Here is a 21,147-nt window from a genome sequence, read left to right on the forward strand (position 1 = left end):
GAGAGTCCTATGAATAAGCTTTCGCAAATGAATGTGATTCAGGTCAAAGACCTTGAAAAAACTGTCGCAACACTTGATGGCGACCTAACTATCCTCTCTGGCATCAGTTTTAATGTCAAGCCAGGCGAGTCAATTGCGATTGTCGGAGCATCGGGCTCAGGTAAATCTACCTTGCTTGCGCTACTTGCAGGTCTTGATAGCGTCACCCAAGGTGAAATATTTTTAGATGGCGAACCATTACATAATTTAGATGAAGAGCAGCGTGCTGCGGTGCGTGCGAAGAGCGTCGGTTTTATTTTCCAATCGTTTATGTTGGTACAAAGCCTAACGGCGCTTGAAAACGTAATGCTACCGGCAGAGCTTGCAGGTGAAACAAATGCTGAAGAAAAAGCCAAAGAATTGCTTGAAAAAGTAGGGCTTTCACACCGTTTACATCATTTTCCATCGCAATTATCGGGTGGTGAGCAGCAGCGTGTTGCCATAGCGCGCGCCTATATTGGTGAACCGAAAGTGCTGTTCGCAGATGAACCATCGGCTAATCTTGATAGTAAAAATGGCCGCATCATTGAAGAACTTTTATTTGATTTAAATAAAGTCGCCGGCACTACCTTAGTGTTGGTTACGCACGATGAACACCTTGCTGAAAAGTGCCAACGCACACTGCATATAGACGCAGGCCAATTAATCGATGACCGTATCGGAGTACAGGCTGATGTGGGCTAAATTAGCGTATAAATTATTTCGCCAAGAATTAAAACGAGGCGAACTCAATATTATTTTATTGGCGATTGCGCTCGCTGTGATGACGGTAATGACATTGTCTTCAATCACCGATCGCATCGGTCTTTCTATCAATCAAAAAAGCAGCGAATTTATTGCCGCTGACCGTGGTTTGCAAAGTAACCACAAACTACCACAAGAATTCCTCACAAAAGCGATTGATGACGGCCTGCAAACGGCCACTTGGTATGGTTTTGATAGCATGCTGTTTGCCAACGATGAAATGCAAATTGCATATATTAAGGCAACCGACGAAGGCTACCCATTAAAAGGCCAATTAAAACTTAAAGACAGCTTTGAAGGGCCTGAATATGTTACCGATGCACACCCAGCACCTGGCAATATATGGTTGTCTGATACGGTTTTTTACAGCTTAAATATTGAAGTAGGGGACGTGGTTGAAATTGGCGAAGCCAATTTCATTGCAGAAAAAATCCTCGCTGAAGAACCTGATGCACCATTTGCGATTTTCTCAAGTTCGCGTCGAGTATTAATGAATATCGCCGATGTTGAAAAAACACAAGTGATCCAACCGGGCAGCCGTGTTTCTTATCGTTATTTATATGCCGGCACCGAGCAGCAACTTAATGATTATTACGCTTGGCTCAAACCGCAATTGCTTGAAAACCAGCGTTGGTATGGCGTAAAAGACCGTCAAGGTCCAGTATCTGATTCTGTAAACCGCGCTGAGCGATTTTTATTACTGGCAGGCTTGCTCGGCATTATGCTAGCGGCGGTAGCTATTGCCGTGTCTGCAAGGCGCTACTGTGAGCGTCAGTACGACCCCGTTGCAATGATGAAAACACTGGGCGGTTCGCGCACGACTATTCGTAATATCTACATTGTGCATTTACTGTTAGTGACGGTGTTTTCGGTCATTATTGGTTTGTTACTCGGTTTTATTTTACAAGTTATCGCAATCGATGTGCTGAGTGAAAAAATGGGTAAAGCCCTGCCGCCAGCATCACTTTGGCCGCTTGGACTGGCCACCTTTACCGGCTTGATCTGCGCCGTTATGTTCTCGCTAAAACCGTTAATGGACTTATTTGATATTCCACCAATGCGCGTGCTTCGCCGTAATTTAGGGGATTCCCTTAAAGTATCAAAACTGCACTTGTTACTTGCAACACTTACTGTGTTTGGCTTGATGTGTTTATTTAGTCGCAGTGTCGTGATTGCCGGGATTATGTTTGTCTCATGTGCGCTTTTAGCGGGTATGTTATTTGGTTTAAGTCGATTACTGTTTACCTCGTCACGTAAACTGGGATTAAAGCCAAGTAATAGCTGGTCTTTGGCAATTGCGTCGCTGCAAAAACGCGCTAATGCCAATGCGGTGCAAGTAATTAGCTTTGCACTTGCAATCAAGCTCATTTTATTTTTAGTAGTAATGAAGAACGATTTAATTGCCGATTGGCAATCGCAACTACCTGAAAACGCGCCAAATGGCTTTTTGGTAAATATTAGCGAATATGAACGCAGTGATATCGCCGATTTCTTAGCCGAAAACAATATTCAGCAAACCGATTTTTATGCGGTGGTGCGTGGTCGCGTAAATAGCATTAACGGTGAGCAAGTAGCACGTTCTGTATCGGCGCAAGAAAACGAAAAACGCGATGAAGAAGCGCGCTCGGGTGTTGGTCGCGAGCTTAACTTAACATGGCGTGATACCTTGCCGAAACACAATGAAATTGTTGAAGGTGAGTGGTTAAACCCAGATGCCAACGAGCTTTCCATGGAGCAATCTATGGCTGAGCGGTTAGGTGTGAAAATTGGCGATGAGCTTGAGTTTTTAATTGGCTCACAGCGTTTTAGTGCCAAAATTACCAGCCTGCGTGAGGTGAACTGGTCTACCATGCAGCCCAACTTCTTTATTATTTTAAGTCCTAAAGTGCTGTCACAATTTCCGGCAACGTATATTTCTGCCATTAGCACACCGACCGAATCTAAACGTGCGTTGCAGCAACTGGTGCGCAATCACCCTAGTGTGAGCATTATTGATGTAGATTCAATGATAAAGCAGGTGCGTTCAACTATCGACCAAGTAGCAACGGCCATTAGTTTTGTACTGATTATTGTGGTGATTTGCGGTGCGTTAGTATTGGTGTCGCAAGTGCAGGCAAGTTTGCACGACCGCATGCAAGAAGTGGTGATATTGCGAACCCTTGGGGCTAAAGCTAAGCTTATTAAAAACGCGGTGCTTTACGAATTTGTATTGCTTGGTTTATTTGCCGGCATTGCAGCAGCACTGTTTAGCGATATTGCATTACTCGTTGTGCAGTACCGTATGTTTGAGCAAATTGGTAATTTGCATCCAACAATGTGGCTTTACGGGCCTGTAGTTGGTGCCTTATTCGTAGCTGTGCTTGGCTATAGTTTAGTGGCAAAAACGCTGCGAAAAAACACCCAAGGGCTTGTTAGGGCGCTATAAAAAAGTGGGCGTTATCGCCCACCTAATATATTTTCAAGCGCAGGCTTTAAATGTGGAAAATGAAATTTAAAATCTGCGTCTTGCAGCGCTTTTGGTTTAACTGCTTGACCAAATATCAGTAAATCAGCCATCTCACCAAACATTAATCGCAATACAAATTCAGGCATTCTAAAAAAGTTAGGTTTTTCTAACGTTTCACTCAGGCTTTCGGAGAATTGATTATTCGACACCGGATTAGGCGCCGTTGCGTTAAACACTCCGTTTAGCGATTTGTTTTCGATTAAAAACAGAATAATGTTTACCATGTCGTTAATGTGGATCCACGACATTTGCTGTGTACCATCTGCAATAGGGCCGCCTAGGCAAAACTGAAATGGCGGTACCATTTTTTTCAGTGCGCCACCGTGTTTTGCAAGCACCACACCGGTGCGCAAAATACACACGCGGGTTTTATCCGATTGTGCTTTTTTGGCAAGCGTTTCCCACTGTTTACAAAGATAATGACTGTATTCATCAAAAGGTTGGTTATTCTGTTCATCAACCGGCTCGGTCTGCCTGCCGTAATAGCCTATGGCACTGCCCGAAATAAAAGTATGTGGTGGGTTATCTGCTGCGTTTATTTTGTCGGTGATTTGTTCAGTAATGTGCCAGCGGCTAGATTCAATTTTGTGTTTTTGAGTTTTGCTCCAGCGCTTGTCGGCTATCGGTTCGCCGGCAAGATTAATCACAATATCTAGCTGGTTAAAGTCAATATCTTCAAGGGTTTCAAACGCATTTACATGGTGTCCCAAAATGGTAAACGCTTTTTCTTTTTTGCGGGTTAGCACCATTAACTTATGATGGTTTGCTAAGTGCTTACACAAGTGTGAGCCAATTAGGCCTGTGGCCCCAGTGATTAAAATATTCATAGATAAATCAAATAGCTTCCTATTTGCCACGCTTATAATGTAGCATAGCGCTAATTAGAACAAAGTGATAATACGAACTAAGGATAGCTATGGTTCAGCCCAATTTTACTGGTGCCAGTAAAAGTTTATTGATTTTTGCGGCCTTAATCGTTGTTTTAGCCGGCTTGAAATTAGCAAGCGCAATTGTCGTTCCGTTTTTACTCTCCGTATTTATTGCCATTATTTGTAGTCCGTTGATTAATTTAATGGGACGTTATCGCGTACCAAAAGGCGCAGCAATTACACTGGTTATTTTACTGATAATGTTAATCGTGGTCAGTCTGGCAGGGCTTGTTGGTCAATCGGTAAATGGCTTTTCACAAAATGTTCCCGTGTATAAAGAGCAGCTACAAACCGAGTTCTCAGGCCTATTAACCATGTTGGCCGAGTATAATATTTTGATCGATAAAGATCGCATTATGTCGTTTTTAGATCCCGGCAAACTTATCGATCTTGCTGCGAATACACTCGCGGGTGTTGGTGGCGTAATGGCTGACTTGTTTTTAATTATTTTAACCGTTGTATTTATGCTTGTTGAAGCGCCTTACATTGGTAAAAAAGTGCATTTAGCCCTTGATGATCCCGATATGAAGCAAAAACAAATCGACCTATTTTTAGACTCGGTTAATTCATATCTCGCTATCAAAACACTGGTTAGTTTAGCGACCGGTGTTTTGGTTACGGTAATGCTTTGGGCATTTGGCATCGACTACTTTATTTTGTGGGGCGTGCTGGCGTTTTTCTTAAATTATATTCCTAATATTGGTTCTATCATTGCGGCAATTCCGGCGGTATTACTGGCTGTTGTACTGCAAGGACCTGGCGTTGCAGGTTTAATTGGCATTGGTTACATGGCAATTAACACCGTAATGGGCAATATGATTGAGCCACGCTTTATGGGTAAAGGTTTAGGCTTATCACCACTTGTCGTGTTTTTATCATTATTGTTTTGGGGCTGGTTACTTGGCACGGTTGGCATGTTGCTGTCTGTACCGCTTACCATGGTTGTGAAAATTGCCCTTGAAAACAGTGAAGAAGGGCGCTGGCTTGCAATGTTATTAAGTGGCGAAGAGCAAATTAATGAAGAACTAGAAAGCTAATTTGTAGTTAAATAGATAAAAGGGTTAGCATGTGCTAACCCTTTTTTTGTTTACAGGTATTTAAAAAGTGGCGATAAACCGGGTTTTCGCTCATGGTTTTTTTCATCGCTAAATACATCGGGCGTGATAAACCAAGCGCACCTAATGGAATTGACTTAATTAATCCTTGGCTTTCATAAGGGGTTACTAGCCAATCTGGTAAAGCAGCCACACCCATACCGGCGCTTACAAGCTGAAAAATAAGCAAGCCTTGGTCAACGGTTTTTAAGGTGCCGTCGAAACGCGCATTTTGAATAAAGTGCTTAAAAATATCTTGTCTTTCGCGTGGGATCGGATACGAAATAATCGTTTCGTCTTTTAAATCAAGCGCGGTTACATAGGCTTTTTTAGCTAGCGGATGATCTGGGCTGACAATTAGCTTTAACTTAAAATCAAATAAATGTGCGAACTCAAGGCGCTCTGTTTCACGAATATCCGATGTAAGTACTAAATCCAACTCATCGTTTAACAGCTCCGGAATGGCGTCGTAGCTAAAACCTCGCTCGTAATCCACCTTAATATCCGGCCAAAAGTTGTTAAATTCTTTAATTGTTGGCAATAACCAATGAAAACACGCATGGCATTCAACGCTTAAACGCAATTGCGAGATAGGTTGGTTTAAGCTCTCTTTTAATCTGCATTTGGTTGCTTCCACTTTTGGCAGTACATCGTTAGCAAGCTCTAACAACAACATACCTTGTGGGGTAAAACGTACGGGGTGTGTTTTACGCTCAAACAACTGGCAATCGAGTTTGTTTTCTAAATCTTTGATTTGGTGAGATAAAGCAGATTGGGTTAGAAAAAGCTCTCGTGCGGTATTAACCAAAGACCCTGTCTCTTTAAGGGTTGCGATGGTTTTAAGGTGTTTTACATCAATCATCTTTAGGAATACTCATATTAAACTTGAACGACCGTGAGAGAGATTTGATACTAGCTGTTTATTTTTCATGTTTCAATGTTGATTTGTACATATCGTCGTCATTTTAATAATAAATTTCTATTTTATATATATGTATAGATTATGATAGCGCTGTCAATTGGTGTTTGGTTTATATGTGAAACTTTACTTTTCTATTTTGTATTAATTTATTTCAAGTTAAATTGGAAAAACTTGCGATTTTGTTGAATTAAGTTTACCACTAATATTTAGCCATCTAAACGTCTTAAATAAAAGGATATCAAGATGGCAATTACAATTCACAACTTAGGTTTTCCACGTATCGGGAAAAAGCGCGAACTTAAAAAGGCGGTTGAGGCCTATTGGCGAAATGAGAGTTCACTCACAGAACTGCAAGAGCGAGGACAAGCAATTCGCAAAGACAATTGGCAACTACAGCAAAGCCAAGGTGTTGAGTTGTTGCCAGTAGGGGATTTTGCATGGTACGACCATGTACTTAGTACCTCTTTGCTGTTCGGCGTGGTACCAACGCGTCACCAAAATGAAACACAAACGGTAGATTTAGACACCTTGTTTCGCATTGGGCGCGGCAGAGCACCGACTGGTTGTGCATGCGCTGCAAGTGAAATGACCAAGTGGTTTAATACCAACTATCACTACATCGTACCTGAACTGACTGAAAATCAAACATTTGAAATTAGCTTTACAGAGCTATTTGATCAGGTAAAAGAAGCGCAAGCGCTCGGTCATCAGGTGAAACCTGTATTGGTTGGTCCGGTAACTTATTTGCATTTGGCAAAAACTGTCGGCGAATTTGATAAGTTAGCCCTGCTGCCACGTCTACTGACAGCGTATCAACATGTATTGAGTGAATTAGCTGATTTAGGTGTTGAATGGGTGCAAATAGATGAGCCCATTTTAGCGTTAGAACTAACGCCAGAATACCTGTATGCGCTTACAGCCAGTTTTAATAAACTGCAAGGGCAAGGTGTAAAGCTGCTGCTGGCAACGTATTTTGGTTCAGTTGAAAACTACCTAGCTGATATTGCAACATACCCAGTAGACGGCGTGCATTTTGATTTGGTTGCCGAAGCGCAAGATATAGAGAAGATTAACGAGCGCATAGCTAAAGACAAAGTATTGTCTTTAGGTGTTATCAACGGCCGTAATATTTGGAAAGCGGATCTCGAAGCGGTTTACAACCAAATACAATCGCTCGTTTCATCACGTGAGCATGTTTGGTTAGCGCCTTCGTGTTCGTTGTTGCATACGCCTGTTGATTTAGCCTTAGAAACAACGCTTGATGGTGAAATTAAATCCTGGCTTGCATTTGCAAAACAAAAAGGGCACGAATTATCGTTATTGAAACAGGCCTTGCTGTCGGGGGATGTAACTTCGCTCATTGACTATTCAGCGCCAGTGAAAGCGCGTGCTAAATCGCTTCGTGTAAACGATGCCGCAGTGAAGTTACGCCTTGATAGCCTAACCAAGCAAGATGGTGAGCGTACGAGCCCTTTTGCTAAACGTCAGTTGGTTCAAAAGCAAGCGCTTGGTTTACCTATTTTACCAACGACTACTATCGGCTCTTTCCCACAAACAACGGCTATCCGTGAGGCGCGTCGCGATTTTAAAGCCGGTAATATTAGCGAAGCTGATTACACGGCTCAAATGCAAAATGAAATTTCTTATGCTGTTGCACAGCAAGAAGCTGTGGACCTTGATGTGTTAGTTCACGGCGAAGCAGAGCGTAATGATATGGTGGAGTATTTTGGCGAATTGCTCGAAGGCTTTGCGTTTACACAATTTGGCTGGGTGCAATCGTATGGCTCTCGCTGTGTTAAGCCACCGGTAATTTGGGGCGATATAAGCCGCAAACACCCGATGACGGTTAACTGGACCGAATATGCACAATCACTTACTAATAAACAGATGAAAGGCATGTTAACAGGCCCTGTCACCATTTTGTTTTGGTCGTTTATCCGCGATGATCTTGATAAACCAACAATTGCCAATCAAATAGCGCTGGCGCTGCGCGACGAAGTGGTTGATTTAGAAAAAGCGGGCATAAACATTATTCAAATTGATGAACCTGCATTTCGGGAAGGCTTGCCGTTAAAAGCGTCTAAGTGGCAAAACTATTTAAACTGGGCGGCGTATGCGTTTCGTGTATCGGCATCTGGCGTAAGCGACAGCACGCAAATTCACACCCATATGTGTTATGCCGAATTTAACGATATTATCGCGGCGATTGCCGATATGGATGCAGATGTCATTACGATTGAAACGTCACGTTCAAATATGGAATTACTTAACGCATTTGAAGATTTTGATTATCCTAATGAGATAGGCCCTGGCGTTTATGATATTCACAGTCCGAATATTCCAGAGGTAACGTGGATTAAACAGTTGATGAAAGAGGCTGCGAAAAAAGTGCCGGTGGAACGTCTTTGGATAAATCCAGATTGCGGCTTAAAAACCCGTGGCTGGCAAGAAACCCAAGCAGCACTTAAAAACATGGTAACCGCAGCAAAAGAGCTCAGACAAGAACTCGCTTAAGTCACGTGTGATATGCAGGGAAACTGAGTTTGGATTAACTCAGTTTTCCTGTGGTTAAAAAGGTAAAAGCTTGTTTTGCAGGCATAGGTTTTGCTACCAAAAAGCCTTGGCCATATTGGCATTTAGTTTGTTTCAGCACATCGAGCTGAGTTTGTGTTTCAATTCCTTCAGCTACCACGTCAAATTCAAGGGCGCTGGCAAGCGTTAAAATAGCATCAACCAATGGGTGGTTTTCGCCGCAGTTAAGATTATCAATAAAGCTTTTATCAATTTTTAAAATATGAATAGGTAATTGATGCAAATAACCGAGTGCCGAATAACCGGTACCAAAGTCATCTAAACACAGTTTTACGCCGCAGGTTTTCAGCTTTTCAATTATTTCTGTCGCAAGGGAAAGGTTTTCAATTAGCCCCGATTCAGTAATTTCAATGCATAAACTGCCTAATGGTAGTTTGTACTCAAAGTAAAGACGCTGAATAAAATCAGCAAACTCTAACGTTGAGAAATGCTTAGACGATACATTTACGGTCACTTTAAAGTCTTCAGGTAATGTGCCGTGCCAAAGGCGTAATTGTTTTGCCGCAAGTTCTAAAATATGTAAATCAAGGGCGAGGATTTGTCCGGTTTCTTCTGCTAGTGGAATAAAATCAGCAGGTGAAATAAACCCACGTTCAGGGTGATGCCAACGCACTAAGGCTTCAAAACCAATAATTTCGCCCGTTTGAATGGTAAAAATAGGCTGATAGAAAAGCGCAAACTCGTGTTTGTTCATACCACTTTGAATATCGCTTTCTAACAGTGCTGCGCCTTTCAGTTTTTGTCGCATGGTGTCGTTAAAAAACTGTACTTTGCCTCGGCCAAGTGATTTAGCCTGATACATGGCTGCATCGGCGCGTTGCAAAATTTTATAGGCTTCGTCGGTGTCTTTGTTGGCAAAGGCAACACCAATGCTGGTTGATGCTTGCAGTAAATGGTCGTCAATTAAAATAGGATCTTTCAGCGCGAGCTTTATGCGCTCAATTACAGGTGTAACGTCTTCAGCGCCAAAAATATCACACAGTAAAATAGCAAACTCGTCGCCACCTAAGCGTGCAAAGGTATCGGTTTCGCGAATACATTGACCAATAATGTTGCAGATCTTAACTAAAAACTTATCCCCGACTTGATGGCCTAAGGTATCGTTAATCATTTTAAAACGATCAAAGTCTAAATAGAGCAGGGCATGAATTTTAGGGTTATTACTACGACCAAGTGCGTTAATAGCAAGGGTTAAATGGTCAATTAACAATGCGCGGTTGGCAATGCCCGTGAGTTCGTCGTGCATTACTTTGTGTTGCAATGCTTGCTCGGCAAAAACGCGATTAATTACAAGGCGAATTTGTTGGCTAATATAAGTTAATAAGTCTTTGTCGTGCTCGGTGTAGCTAACGCTGTGGTTGTAACTCTGCACCACAATAATGCCCGATAGCTCGTCGTTTAATTCAAACGGTACACCAAGCCAAGAATTAGGCTGTGCACCAATTAAATCAAAGTCACCGTTATCAATATGGCGTTGGTATTCATCGCCATTGATTAGCACGGCTTGTTGCTTATTGATGGCATAAACCGATGCGGTTTTTTGTATTTGCGCATTGCTAAAGCGTTTTAACGTAATACGCTCTACGCCATGCTCAATAATGTAAGGAATTTCTAAGCCACGGGTTTGCTTATTGTAATAGCCAATAAACAAATTTTCGGCAGGCAGTAGGGTTTTAACAATGTCGTGCAGGCCAGTATAAAAACTGTCCATGGTCTGCGAATCTGAACTTAAGTTAGCAATTTGCAACATGCCTTTTTCAAGCAGCTGTGCGTAGTTAAGCTGATTAATAGTATCGGTAAGATTGGCAACCGTTTTACACTGATCAATTTTAGCGCTAAGCATGGACGCCACAGTTGTTAAAATACTTAAGTGATCGGCTGTGTAGTAGTCTTTCTCAGGATGTTCGCAATCAATTACGCCAAGCACTTGGCCGTCGTAAACTAGTGGTACACATATTTCCGAAAGCACGTTGCCGCTAATATCTAAGTAACGCTTGTCTTGTGATACGTCGCTAATAATTTCGGCGCAGCCGGTTTCAAACACATGGCCGCAAATACCTTCTGAAATCGAAATCGCGAGCTGTTCGTTTTCAATATCGTTGTGTTTATGAATGGATGAGACTTGGTTGAGTATTCGCTTTTCTAAATCGGCGATAAAAATGGAGCATTCATCAAAACCGAGGCGTTTAACTACTTGATGCGTCACGTAGTCGTAGAGCTCGTCGAGATCAACAATACGAATGAGCGACGAGGCAAACTCGTTAATAATACTTAACTGATTAGCTCTGGTGGTAATTGCGTCTACATTATCGCCCGATGAATACTGCATAAAAGCGCTTGCTAGCCGTGTGTTATTAGAAATTAACACAAATGTAACTCAGCAAGCACTTTTGCTCAATAAAAGTTTGTTTTGCCTTTATAAAATATGATTATGCTCGGCGTTAATTTTAAGCGTTTTAGGCATTAAATAATCGCGATATAAATAACGATATAGTCTATTTGGCTTTTCTTTCTGCGCCGCTTCTTGGTGTGGATTAGTTTGCTTATAGCTTGCTAAATAGTGTGCGAACTTATCACTGTGTTTAGCCACTAAACTGTCAAGCAGTTCACTGTAGCCATCAAAGTAGTCAGTACGTAAAAAGTGCGCTAACTGACGATAATCATCTATGGCATTTTCTGATAAATAACGGTGCGCTAAATACGACCACTGATAAACACGTTTTGAACCATCTTGGTAGGTAGTGTCAAAGACTTCACGCAAAGTAGGCCATTTTGCTTGCTCTGTTTCGTGCAGCAACTTATTCACGCGGTCATTGCTTTTACTCTTTGCAATTAATTCAGCACCACCTTCGCTCCACCATACTAAGTGGCTTGGAAAGTGGCCAAAACCATCGTATTTATTAAAACGGCCATCTAAGTAGTGCACGTATTCGTGGTTTAGGTTCCAAACCGAAAAATCTTCTTTCCAAAAAGCTTTAAAAGAATAGAAAGTAGCTTGGTTACCTGGTTTGCTTGGCTTACCTTCAATGTACATACCGCCATTGTCGGTGCTGATATCAAAAATCATTTGGCCGTGCTGGTTGTAACCTGTGTAGTTATCAAAAATTACAACGCGCAGCGCTTCATTAAAATCGTTAGGCACAGGCTGGCGGTTGGTGGCGTATACGTCATGGAAATGTGATTCTTGCGAAATTAAACGCTCGCAGCTGATATTAAGTTGCTCGGTGGTCAAAGTTTGTGCGCGAATAAACAACGAATCGGAACATTTATGGTTAATCGGCAGGGCATCATCAAGTGTTGTTTCGCTGCAGCGGCCTTTAAACTCCTCATCACAAGCTGATTTACCGCGGAAGCTATTAACTAAATAACGCTGTGAGAAAATAAACTCTTTATTTGTTTTTGGGTTTTGCTCAAGTGCCGCCCACACTTTTTCATCAAGTGTTTTTTCTGCTGCTTCGTCATCTAAAATATAATGGATGTAACCAAGTGCCCAAGCCGCGTGCGCTTGCTGCCAGCTGTTGTCGGTTTGAAGCAAGTCGAGTAATTCTTGCTGCCACTTAGTTTGTGCAAGTACCGCTTGTTTAATCTCATCTTCACTTCGCGCTTCAAATGCTAAAAAGCCAATAGCGCGAAGTTGTTCCCACTTAGCATATTGTGCTGCAAGCGGGCTTGTATCGCTAAGCGCTACATTTGGTAATAAAGGTAAGTGTTTAGCTAATTTATCTTTTAAATCATCAAAGTAGTAATAACGGTAAAGCGTTACCGCGTAGTTTTCGATGGCGCGATAGTCGTCTTTAGTGATGGTTTGCATACGGGCAAACAACGCGCTGTCTAGTGCTGTTAATTGCTCAGCTGTTAAATTCTTCGTATTGCCAAAATAGCTAAAACCGCGCAGGGCATAAAGGGTTTCATTAATGTCGGCGCCAGCGTTTAAATTGGTAACTAGGGCATCAAAGTCACTGCTGGTTAAACCTAATTGCCAATAAGCTTGTGTGTTAATTGTGATAGGGCTTTGTAAAAGGGTGGCTGTTGGCTCGTTGATTGTCGATGCACAACCCGAAGCAAGTAACCCTGTTAATAACAGAGAAGTAGCGCGTGTTAGTTTCATTTTTGGTCTCTATTTTTATTAATGTGTGCGCTAACTTATCAAAAAGGGATATTGTATACAATTATTATCGATAAACCTCGATGCTAGCGCTTTACAGCAGCATCACAAGTCAATAAGATCAACACAATCGGACGTTCGTCCGCTCACCGTCAATAAAAGGTAGGATCATGACAGACACAACTGCTAAATTAACCATTACTCGCCCAGACGATTGGCACATTCACTTACGTGATGGCGACCAGTTAAAAGACACCGTTCGTGACGTAAGCCGTTACATGGGTCGCGCGATTATTATGCCTAACCTTGTACCACCAGCAACTTGTACTGATTCTGCCCTTAGCTACTACGAGCGAATTCAAGCGCACAATAACAGCAATTTTGAGCCGTTAATGGTGTTATATCTAACAGATAAAACAACGCCAGAAGAAATTAAAAAAGCGAAAGCGAGCGGTAAAATTGTTGCTGCTAAATTATACCCAGCAGGCGCAACAACTAACTCAGATTCAGGCGTAACCTCAATTGAAGGCATGTACTCGGTATTTGAAGCCATGGCTGAAGTAGGTATGTTGTTACTTATTCACGGTGAAGTGACTGATTCAAGCATTGATATTTTTGACCGCGAAAAAGTATTTATCGAAAACATTCTGTGCAAAATTGTGGATGATTTCCCAAATCTTAAGATTGTACTTGAGCACATTACTACGAAAGATGCGGCAGAGTTTGTCGCGGCAGCAGGTGACAATGTTGCAGCAACGATTACAGCGCACCACTTACTGTATAACCGTAACCACATGCTAGCAGGTGGCATTCGTCCACATTATTACTGTTTACCAATTTTAAAGCGCAATATTCACCAAGAAGCGTTAATTAAAGCGGCAACAAGCGGCAGCAAAAAGTTCTTCTTAGGTACGGATTCAGCGCCGCACCTAAAAGATAAAAAAGAAGCGTCATGTGGTTGTGCTGGTTCTTACACTGCGCACGCTGCACTTGAGCTATACGCAGAAGCATTTGAAGAAGCTGGTGCACTTGATAAGTTAGAAGCGTTTGCGAGCTTTAATGGCCCAGATTTCTACGGTTTACCACGCAATACCGACACAGTGACACTTGAAAAAGACACGTGGCAAGTACCAGAGTCATACCCACTAGGCGATGACGTAGTTGTACCAATTCGCGCAGGCGATGAAATCACGTGGAAAGTGAAGTAATACATTTTTCCAAAAGTAAGAAGCCCGCTAAATGCGGGCTTTTTTGTTATTTAAATAAGTTAGCTTGAAGCTTGAGTTTTATTATCTTCATTTGCTTTTAGGGTTTGCTGTGAACTTGCATCTAAATCTGGCTGTTGCTGCTTAGTAAACTCTTGGTCATCAAACTCTTCATCGTCTAAATCTTCTTGAGAGTGAGTGTTTTCCTCATCTACTACCAGCAATTGCTCGTGCGCAGTGGTTTCTTCAATACGCGGATCCATAGTTGCAGCCAGTGGCGATGCGGTTACATCGGATGTACCCACCACATAATCGCTTGGCTCGGGTTGTTCCGCTTTTTGCTTAGAGTTAATAAAGCTTAGCAGTGCAAACATCACCACAGTGAGCACCGCAGTTGAACCATACAAAGCTTGGTGACCAAAAAACGCCATAATTTGCGCATTCACGGCCGAACCAATCGCGGCGCCTGCGCCAAACATAATCAGTAAGGCAGATGATACACCTACACGGTCTTCATCTTCTACACGCGAGTTTGCTAGCGCAGATGAAAGCGGGTAGAGCGTAAATGCAAATAAGCCAAAGGCAAAAGTTAGGGCATAAGCGACATACTGAGTAAGTGGCAATAAAAATAAGGCCAAACTCACCACACCAATGGCAACCGCGTTACTGCGAATTAAAATACTGCGGCGAATTTTGTCGGAAATAACACCCATCGGCCACTGTGCGAGTAAACCTGCAAAAATGGTGATTGACATAAATAATGCAATTTCTTGGGCGCTAAAGCCCGAAAGGCTTGCAAACGTAGGTGCCAAACCATAAAAACTACCATTAATAATGCCTGCAAAATGCACCGCTGTAAGCGACTGTGGCACTTTTTTAAAATAGCCAAATAAACTCACTTGAATTGGTTTGAGCGGTTTAGGGTGAATACGCCGAGTAATAGAAATTGGAATAATACCAAGCGACAACGCCATACAGACTAAAAAGAGCGGGGCATAGCCTAGCTCTGGAAAACGCGATAGCGCTAATTGACCAAGCACCATACCAAGGTAAGAGGTGATCATATAAAACGAAAACACCCGGCCACGGGATTCAGGAGCTGCTTGCTCATTCAGCCAGCTTTCTAACACCATGTAATTACACATCATGCTAAGACCAACAATTAAGCGAAGTGCCAACCAGAGGTAAATATTGTCACTTAACGCATGCGCCGCCACACAGGCAGTAACCGCAGCGGTACTTGCGACAAAGGTACGAATATGACCAACCGATTTAATTAAGTGGTAACCTAATTTAGAGCCAAGTAACAAACCTAAATAATAAAAAGAAGTGAGTAAACCAATCCAAAATGTGGAGACATTCTGTTGGCCTAAATAAAGCGCTAGGTAAGTGGTGAGTAAACCCGTTCCACCAATCAAAAATAAGTTTGTGAAATAAAGCGAAGGGAATGATTTCATTGAAATACTTTTTTACACGGTTAGGCAGTAATACTAGAGGATTGAGAGGGGATTTCCAAGGGATAAGTTGGGGTTTTTGATGTTGAGTTTTATTGGCATTAGTCAGCGAGTAAAGTCGTGACTTTTGTGTGAGTAGAAGCAGAGTTGTCGCGCTGGCGAAGTGTTCTCTTGTATTAACTAATTCAATTAACTTTTGCCTGTTAGGACAATTAGAATGCTACGTGAATTGGTTTCAAATCATTTTAATGAACGCTGAAATGAGGAATGACATTTTCTCTCAGCAACTGAGTTCTATTTGCCGTATATTTGTCGCGCTGGCGACAGCAGCCAAAGGGAGGCTATCGCCAGTCTCCCTTTGGAATCCCTCGGCGCCCCTAAATCAAACTAACTCTTCAAACAGAATTTAAATGTGAACATAAACGCCATGAATCAACATCCCTGTTGTACATGGCTTGCTCGACCGCTTCGCTCCCTGTCTCGCATTATTCATTTAAAGTCCGTTTTCAGGTTTGATTAAAGGGGTGACGAGAGACCGACAAAAATATATGGAATATTTTTGAACAGCGTAGCTGGCCCGAAGGGTGAAAGGTAGGAAGCCTAGAATCATTTAAGCTTCGCAGCTTGAGGAAGTGAGGTATGTGACCTGCATGGACGTAGGGCATTAGAATAATGCAGGAGCGATTATCGAGATGACCGATGGAACCAAGCTTCATGGATGAATTATTAATTCAGGTCCATAACATGATTAGTCGCTTTAAGGCAGCTCAGAGCGAATTACGCTCTCTGACAAAACCAATGTCAATAAGCATACACACAACCAGCCGACACTTTTGCTTATTAATATGGCACGTTATGTAAAATCTTGTTTGGCGCGATTATCTAAAGTTAAAACATAATCTATTGATTTAAAGTTAGAAATTATTAAGAGTGAAATTACATAACGGTCATAAGATGGCTCGATTAAGTAATGACTCGATTATCTAAACCCAATTATAAATTGCTAGGGCAAAAAACTACTGATAATCTACTGAAAATATTAAATAAAATTACTTATTAGTATGCAAGTTTTAGGTTGTGGATAACTTCCTTAAATCGAAATGCGCACTAATAAGCTGTTAGCTGGTAGAAAAGTATGGAGTATGTAAATTGTTCAATAAAATCATTAAACACCCACTAACAGGGATCCTAATAGGTATAAGTGTTTCTGTAATACTTTATTTTTCGGCTAAATCCGAAGTGGAGCCTAAATATGCAACACAGACTCCGCGATTATTAGCTGAAGTCACTGATAAAACGGGCGATCTAACTCTTCTTTGGAAAAAAAATAAAATCGATAACCTATATTCTACAGATGTTTTGCTCTGGAATGCAGGAAATAACTACCTCGATAAATCAATGTTTTCTGCAACAGACAGGCTACGATTATGTCCTAATAAAAATACAAATATCTTTCAAGCTAGATTCATTAAAACCTCAAGAGAAACTTTACAATTTTCACTGGAAGAAAATGGAGAGGAAGGTTGTTTATTCATAAATATTATTGGTGACGAAGCAATAGAATCAGGTGATGGAGGTTTAATTAATATACTATTCAGCGGAAATCAAGAAAGCAAGTTCTCTATTAATGGTCGTATAAAAGGCTATAAAGATGGATTTCAAGCAGCTGAATGGAGTGACGTAGTCCTAAAATCAGATAGCTCTAATAAATTTTTCTTACCTTTGATGCTTATTTCCCAATTATCAATGGGCATCTATGTCTTATTTACTGGTGCTAAAAGACTTGTATCTAAAAAGCGCAACACTGAACTTAATTATCGCTTGGCTACGTTCGATTACACGTATGTGGGAATGGGGGGAATTCTGATTATAACAACTATTTACTTAGCTTATGAAAAATTTGGAGCTCTTTTCTTTGGTGTTCAGTGGGCTACCAGCTAACAAGCAATTAAACAAGGACAAAAAACAGTTGGCTTTTGCTCCTTCGTCGCATATTTAGCCAACAATTTTTAGCCTGTTAATTGGGCGTTATGTGCTAAGGAGTAATGATTGGATCTGATAGTCAAGTTTGCACCTTGGGTAAGTGCCGTGCTCGCCTTGATTGCTATTAGGCTTAATATTAAATGGCGAAAAGAAGATCGAGAATTGAAACAGCTTGATCAAGCATATAAGGATAGGCATATATTTTTCGAGAGTGATCAGTCATGGAATCACCCTCTTCGCCTATCTAAGCCAAACTGCGTTATTCGAATCACTAACAGAGATTCACGAGACATTACAATCAGGGACGTTTGCTGGGCTCAGAGCGATAACAGTACAACTTGGCAATCTGATTCAATAGATAAGGGTGCTAGAAAGTTGCAATCATCAGACTTTTACGAGTTTAACGTGGATGCAGATGAAGTAATGGAGATTCCTTTTCTTCATGATACTTTAAGCGACTCAACAAAAATGGCGTTTATAGTCGCATTGAGAATGCAGGTTTCACTAAGCACGGGGGAATGTAAAAAATTTATGGTTGGTCCCTATTTTCAATTTTATCTGTTGGAAAAAAATCTCAAAAGTAGTTTTTATAAGTTTTGTGGTAAGTATCTTATTAAACGCGCACATAACAAAACATTGCAGCGGACAAGCCGCTGAATGCGGCGTTATTTTCAACTTTAGGTTATAGGCGATTGAGTAAAGATAAATATCAAATATCTAGAAAAGCAGATTATGTTGGTTTAAAGATCATTCTAAATGAGTTGCTAACTTTCGAAAAAGATATTCACTTAACTTCAGCAGATAAAGATAGCTTAGCGTTTCAAATTCGAGCGACTTTGAATGTATTTGTGTCTCTGCACAACCTAAAGGATGCAATTAATAAAATTAGAATAAAAGGTGATAGTGACTTTGTTTCTAAAACACGTAAATTAAGGAAGGATTTAGAGTTTATTTCACATATCAGAAATAAAGGAGCTGGTCACATTGATCAGAAAATATTAGAGCGAGCGGTGCAATGGCATCCGCACATATTTAGAGATGCTACTCGAGAGAATGATGATTACCTTACTTATGAGTGCTACCGAGCAGTAATCGAATCAGGAATAAATTCTTATATATGTAAAGATGGAGTTCAAAAAGTCTTTGAGACAGAAATTGATCTTTTATATCCACCAAATGCAAAGCAGTTTTATGGTTTTCTGGCAGAACTTATATCAATAAGCATAGAGTGGATTCACGAAACACTCGACATATTAAAGAGTGAAATAGTTTATCACACTGAAGAACAAGTTGTTGAATATGCAGCTATAGCAGCGAAAACAAGTTTCAACCTTAATGTGAATTGGGGTCAGGTCTTGCATCGTGCACGTTACAAGTTAAACTTGAAATACAGTTTTGAAGAATCAGTTTGATTTTGGGTCGGCTTTTTCTTGGTTCGTTCTTTTTGGCCGTTTAAAAAGAATGAACGAGGGCGCCATGGATGGCGCAAGATACCCGCATGGAAGCATGCTTTGCTATAGTCTTAAACTATAAAACCGAATATTCCCTCATACCCTCTATTCCAAAAATCATCCCACTGCGTTTTCCATTAGGTAATAACAACTGAAATGGCTTATTGCGAAGGGCAATTGGACGGTAATCGGCGATAGCTTGAAAACGTTCAACTACGCTGTAGTGTACCAGCGGCATACAGTCTTCCATACAATCAACGCGCACTTGCCTTGGGTTTAAGGTTTTTGATGACATAAAGCCGGTGCGTTCTTTTTGGTGAAGTGGGGCATCAATTTGCGGGAAAATGGCGATATCGTCAGAGCCGATGGATACCTCATTCTCACTAAGTTTTGAGTAATCGACTTGATGAAGTTCAAGCACTTGTAAACCAAAGCGCTTTGCCTCTTCAAGCATATAGCTTAGGCAAATATCGGCAAGACCATCGTGCCAAAAGCCGCCGCCAATATCTGCATGCACACCTGCAAACCACACTTCTTTTACATTAGCACCCGGTGCCATCAGCAGGGGTTGAAAAGCAATTCGGCGTTCATCTATAGCAACTAAATGCACTGCCTGTTGAATTAGCGGGCTTACACTGTTGTTTTCAAAAACCACATCGCTTGCAGGCTGAGTGTGTGCGCTTAAATCGGGCATGCCGATAGACGCAACAGTGTCGTATACACCTAAAAAAGTGATTTTTCGCCCTTGCTCAGTGAGTTTGCTGGCAAAGCGCCTTGCAATTGCGGCGCCGCGGCTAAAACCAAAAATAAAAATGTGGTCATCACCCCTAAGAGTGAGGTAGTCATTATAGGCTTGCTTGTAAATGCTTTCTAAGTCAGCGTACTCTGGCGCAAACATGGTATTAAACACTTGGCTTAACCAATTGCCGTAGGTGCCAATGCCTGCGTAATAAAAACTTTTTTGCTGTTCAAAGGCGTGGCTTATATTAATTAAATCACCACCGCAAAAGATATGGGTTTTTAAAATATTGCTGATGCTGCTGTTGTAAAATACATCATCGACATCACTGGGTTCGTTGCAGGTGCCATCGAAGCAAAATACGGCATTCATTTAAAACATTCCTTGTTAATACTCGTTATTCTATAAAACCGTTCAAGGCTAATTGGTTAAGCTAAGTGCAATCATACTTTGCGCGATGTAGTAAGTCGCTAAAATAGCAGGTTGGCTCCACGCATATTCTTTAACAAAACGGCGATACGCCAAAATTGAGTCCGACACCATAAAAAACAGCGCACCAACAAAGGCGTAAAGGCTCATGTAGTGCCACGATAGCTGGAAGAAGTTGTAGCTTGTAAGCACCATTAACGTCAGTGCCGTTGCATAGGCATAAACTGGAATACGCAACTTACCTAAATGTTTATTTAAAACGGCAATTAATACCCCAGCATAGGCTAATAAAAAGAGTAGCAACCAGCCATTAAATTCAAACCCTTCGGTATCAGTAAAGGCGATTACATAAGCAACATGGGCGATAAAAAACGCGATAAGCCCTTGCAAAAAGTAATCTTTTTTCAGCATTAAGAATATGTCGCCAATAAGTGAGAAGACTAACCCGCCAAATACCCAATAGTGAACAGGGGTAAAGGTGTTAGTTTGCATATAGGCAAGGCAAATGATCAAAATGGTGGTTAACGGCTTAAAAATATAACAGAGTGCATCTTTTTTTAAGCTATCAAAGTAAATATGACTGTATGCCGAAATAAAAATAAAAGGCAGAAGTGTATTAAACATAATTAACGGTTTTACAACAAAATTGTGACCAAAATACGCAAGAACTGCGAAGAACTCAACAATTTAAAACAAAAAGCGGCACTTATTTTGTGCCGCTTTTAAATAATTTGCGCTCTGGTTAAATTAGCTTGCTGCTAAATTACTTTCAGTGTCGCTAACTTCAATCCAGTCGTTTTCATCTCCCCAGTTTTGTTTACCATCGCTTACTGTACGAATAGGTACGATATATTCGCAGCTTACCTGCGGTTTAACCGAGGCGAATATAGGTAAAAGAGAACGAAACAAAAAGCGGCACTTATTTTGTGCCGCTTTTAAATAATTAGAGCCCTGG

Annotated in this window: 16 protein-coding genes; 8 read left to right on the forward strand and 8 right to left on the reverse strand. The window is 41.2% G+C overall.

The window, feature by feature from the left end; all coding sequences use genetic code 11:
• The first annotated feature begins 9 nt into the window (after positions 1–9).
• Complete coding sequence (locus C2M30_RS07735) at positions 10–723, forward strand: ABC transporter ATP-binding protein (RefSeq protein ID WP_054980575.1); 714 nt, start codon at positions 10–12, stop codon at positions 721–723.
• Complete coding sequence (locus C2M30_RS07740) at positions 713–3,208, forward strand: ABC transporter permease (RefSeq protein ID WP_105171238.1); 2,496 nt, start codon at positions 713–715, stop codon at positions 3,206–3,208. The genes C2M30_RS07735 and C2M30_RS07740 overlap by 11 nt, the downstream gene beginning before the upstream one ends.
• 11 nt (positions 3,209–3,219) lie before the next feature.
• On the opposite strand, the gene C2M30_RS07745 is transcribed toward C2M30_RS07740, so the two are convergent.
• The gene (locus C2M30_RS07745; RefSeq protein WP_105171239.1) at positions 3,220–4,116 is read right to left on the reverse strand and encodes a TIGR01777 family oxidoreductase; all 897 of its coding nucleotides are present in this window, start codon (positions 4,114–4,116) and stop codon (positions 3,220–3,222) included.
• An 89-nt stretch (positions 4,117–4,205) separates the two neighbouring features.
• Between C2M30_RS07745 and C2M30_RS07750 the strand changes: the two genes are divergently transcribed.
• Positions 4,206–5,255, forward strand: a complete 1,050-nt coding sequence (locus C2M30_RS07750) for an AI-2E family transporter (RefSeq protein ID WP_010559882.1) — start codon at positions 4,206–4,208, stop codon at positions 5,253–5,255.
• Between the two features lie 34 nt (positions 5,256–5,289).
• On the opposite strand, the gene C2M30_RS07755 is transcribed toward C2M30_RS07750, so the two are convergent.
• Complete coding sequence (locus tag C2M30_RS07755) at positions 5,290–6,174, reverse strand: LysR family transcriptional regulator (protein WP_105171240.1); 885 nt, start codon at positions 6,172–6,174, stop codon at positions 5,290–5,292.
• A gap of 303 nt (positions 6,175–6,477) precedes the next feature.
• On the opposite strand from C2M30_RS07755, the gene metE reads away from it, so the two are divergent.
• On the forward strand, positions 6,478–8,748 hold the full coding sequence (gene metE / locus C2M30_RS07760; protein WP_105171241.1) for a 5-methyltetrahydropteroyltriglutamate--homocysteine S-methyltransferase: 2,271 nt from the start codon (positions 6,478–6,480) through the stop codon (positions 8,746–8,748).
• A gap of 34 nt (positions 8,749–8,782) precedes the next feature.
• Here the strand turns inward: metE and C2M30_RS07765 are convergent, their stop codons facing one another.
• Together C2M30_RS07765 and C2M30_RS07770 are read right to left on the reverse strand one after the other, a co-directional pair.
• Positions 8,783–11,155 (reverse strand): GGDEF domain-containing protein, encoded by a 2,373-nt coding sequence (locus C2M30_RS07765; RefSeq protein ID WP_105171242.1) that lies wholly within the window; start codon positions 11,153–11,155, stop codon positions 8,783–8,785.
• Between the two features lie 87 nt (positions 11,156–11,242).
• Complete coding sequence (locus C2M30_RS07770) at positions 11,243–12,934, reverse strand: collagenase (RefSeq protein ID WP_105171243.1); 1,692 nt, start codon at positions 12,932–12,934, stop codon at positions 11,243–11,245.
• 167 nt (positions 12,935–13,101) lie between these two features.
• Between C2M30_RS07770 and pyrC the strand changes: the two genes are divergently transcribed.
• Complete coding sequence (pyrC, locus tag C2M30_RS07775; RefSeq protein ID WP_105171244.1) at positions 13,102–14,139, forward strand: dihydroorotase; 1,038 nt, start codon at positions 13,102–13,104, stop codon at positions 14,137–14,139.
• A gap of 59 nt (positions 14,140–14,198) precedes the next feature.
• On the opposite strand, the gene C2M30_RS07780 is transcribed toward pyrC, so the two are convergent.
• Positions 14,199–15,593: an MFS transporter gene (locus C2M30_RS07780; protein WP_105171245.1), complete on the reverse strand. Its 1,395-nt coding sequence runs from the start codon at positions 15,591–15,593 to the stop codon at positions 14,199–14,201.
• Between the two features lie 1,146 nt (positions 15,594–16,739).
• On the opposite strand from C2M30_RS07780, the gene C2M30_RS07785 reads away from it, so the two are divergent.
• The 3 genes from C2M30_RS07785 to C2M30_RS07795 all read left to right on the forward strand — a co-directional run bounded on the left by C2M30_RS07785 (position 16,740) and on the right by C2M30_RS07795 (position 18,985).
• Complete coding sequence (locus tag C2M30_RS07785) at positions 16,740–17,531, forward strand: hypothetical protein (protein ID WP_105171246.1); 792 nt, start codon at positions 16,740–16,742, stop codon at positions 17,529–17,531.
• A 108-nt stretch (positions 17,532–17,639) separates the two neighbouring features.
• Positions 17,640–18,230 carry a hypothetical protein gene (locus C2M30_RS07790; protein WP_105171247.1) on the forward strand — a complete coding sequence of 197 codons (591 nt, stop codon included), beginning with the start codon at positions 17,640–17,642 and terminating at the stop codon, positions 18,228–18,230.
• 35 nt (positions 18,231–18,265) lie between these two features.
• Entirely contained in the window at positions 18,266–18,985 is a 720-nt protein-coding gene (locus C2M30_RS07795; RefSeq protein WP_105171248.1) for a hypothetical protein, read from the forward strand.
• A 115-nt stretch (positions 18,986–19,100) separates the two neighbouring features.
• On the opposite strand, the gene C2M30_RS21945 is transcribed toward C2M30_RS07795, so the two are convergent.
• The 3 genes from C2M30_RS21945 to C2M30_RS21480 form a co-directional block, all read right to left on the reverse strand.
• Entirely contained in the window at positions 19,101–20,135 is a 1,035-nt protein-coding gene (locus C2M30_RS21945) for a phospholipase effector Tle1 domain-containing protein (RefSeq protein WP_105171249.1), read from the reverse strand.
• Between the two features lie 48 nt (positions 20,136–20,183).
• Positions 20,184–20,816: a lysoplasmalogenase gene (locus C2M30_RS07805; RefSeq protein WP_105171250.1), complete on the reverse strand. Its 633-nt coding sequence runs from the start codon at positions 20,814–20,816 to the stop codon at positions 20,184–20,186.
• A 123-nt stretch (positions 20,817–20,939) separates the two neighbouring features.
• Complete coding sequence (locus C2M30_RS21480) at positions 20,940–21,101, reverse strand: hypothetical protein (protein WP_158683350.1); 162 nt, start codon at positions 21,099–21,101, stop codon at positions 20,940–20,942.
• Between the last annotated feature and the right edge of the window lie 46 nt (positions 21,102–21,147).

The organism is Pseudoalteromonas sp. T1lg24, assembly GCF_002964745.1.
GTDB lineage: Bacteria > Pseudomonadota > Gammaproteobacteria > Enterobacterales > Alteromonadaceae > Pseudoalteromonas > Pseudoalteromonas spongiae.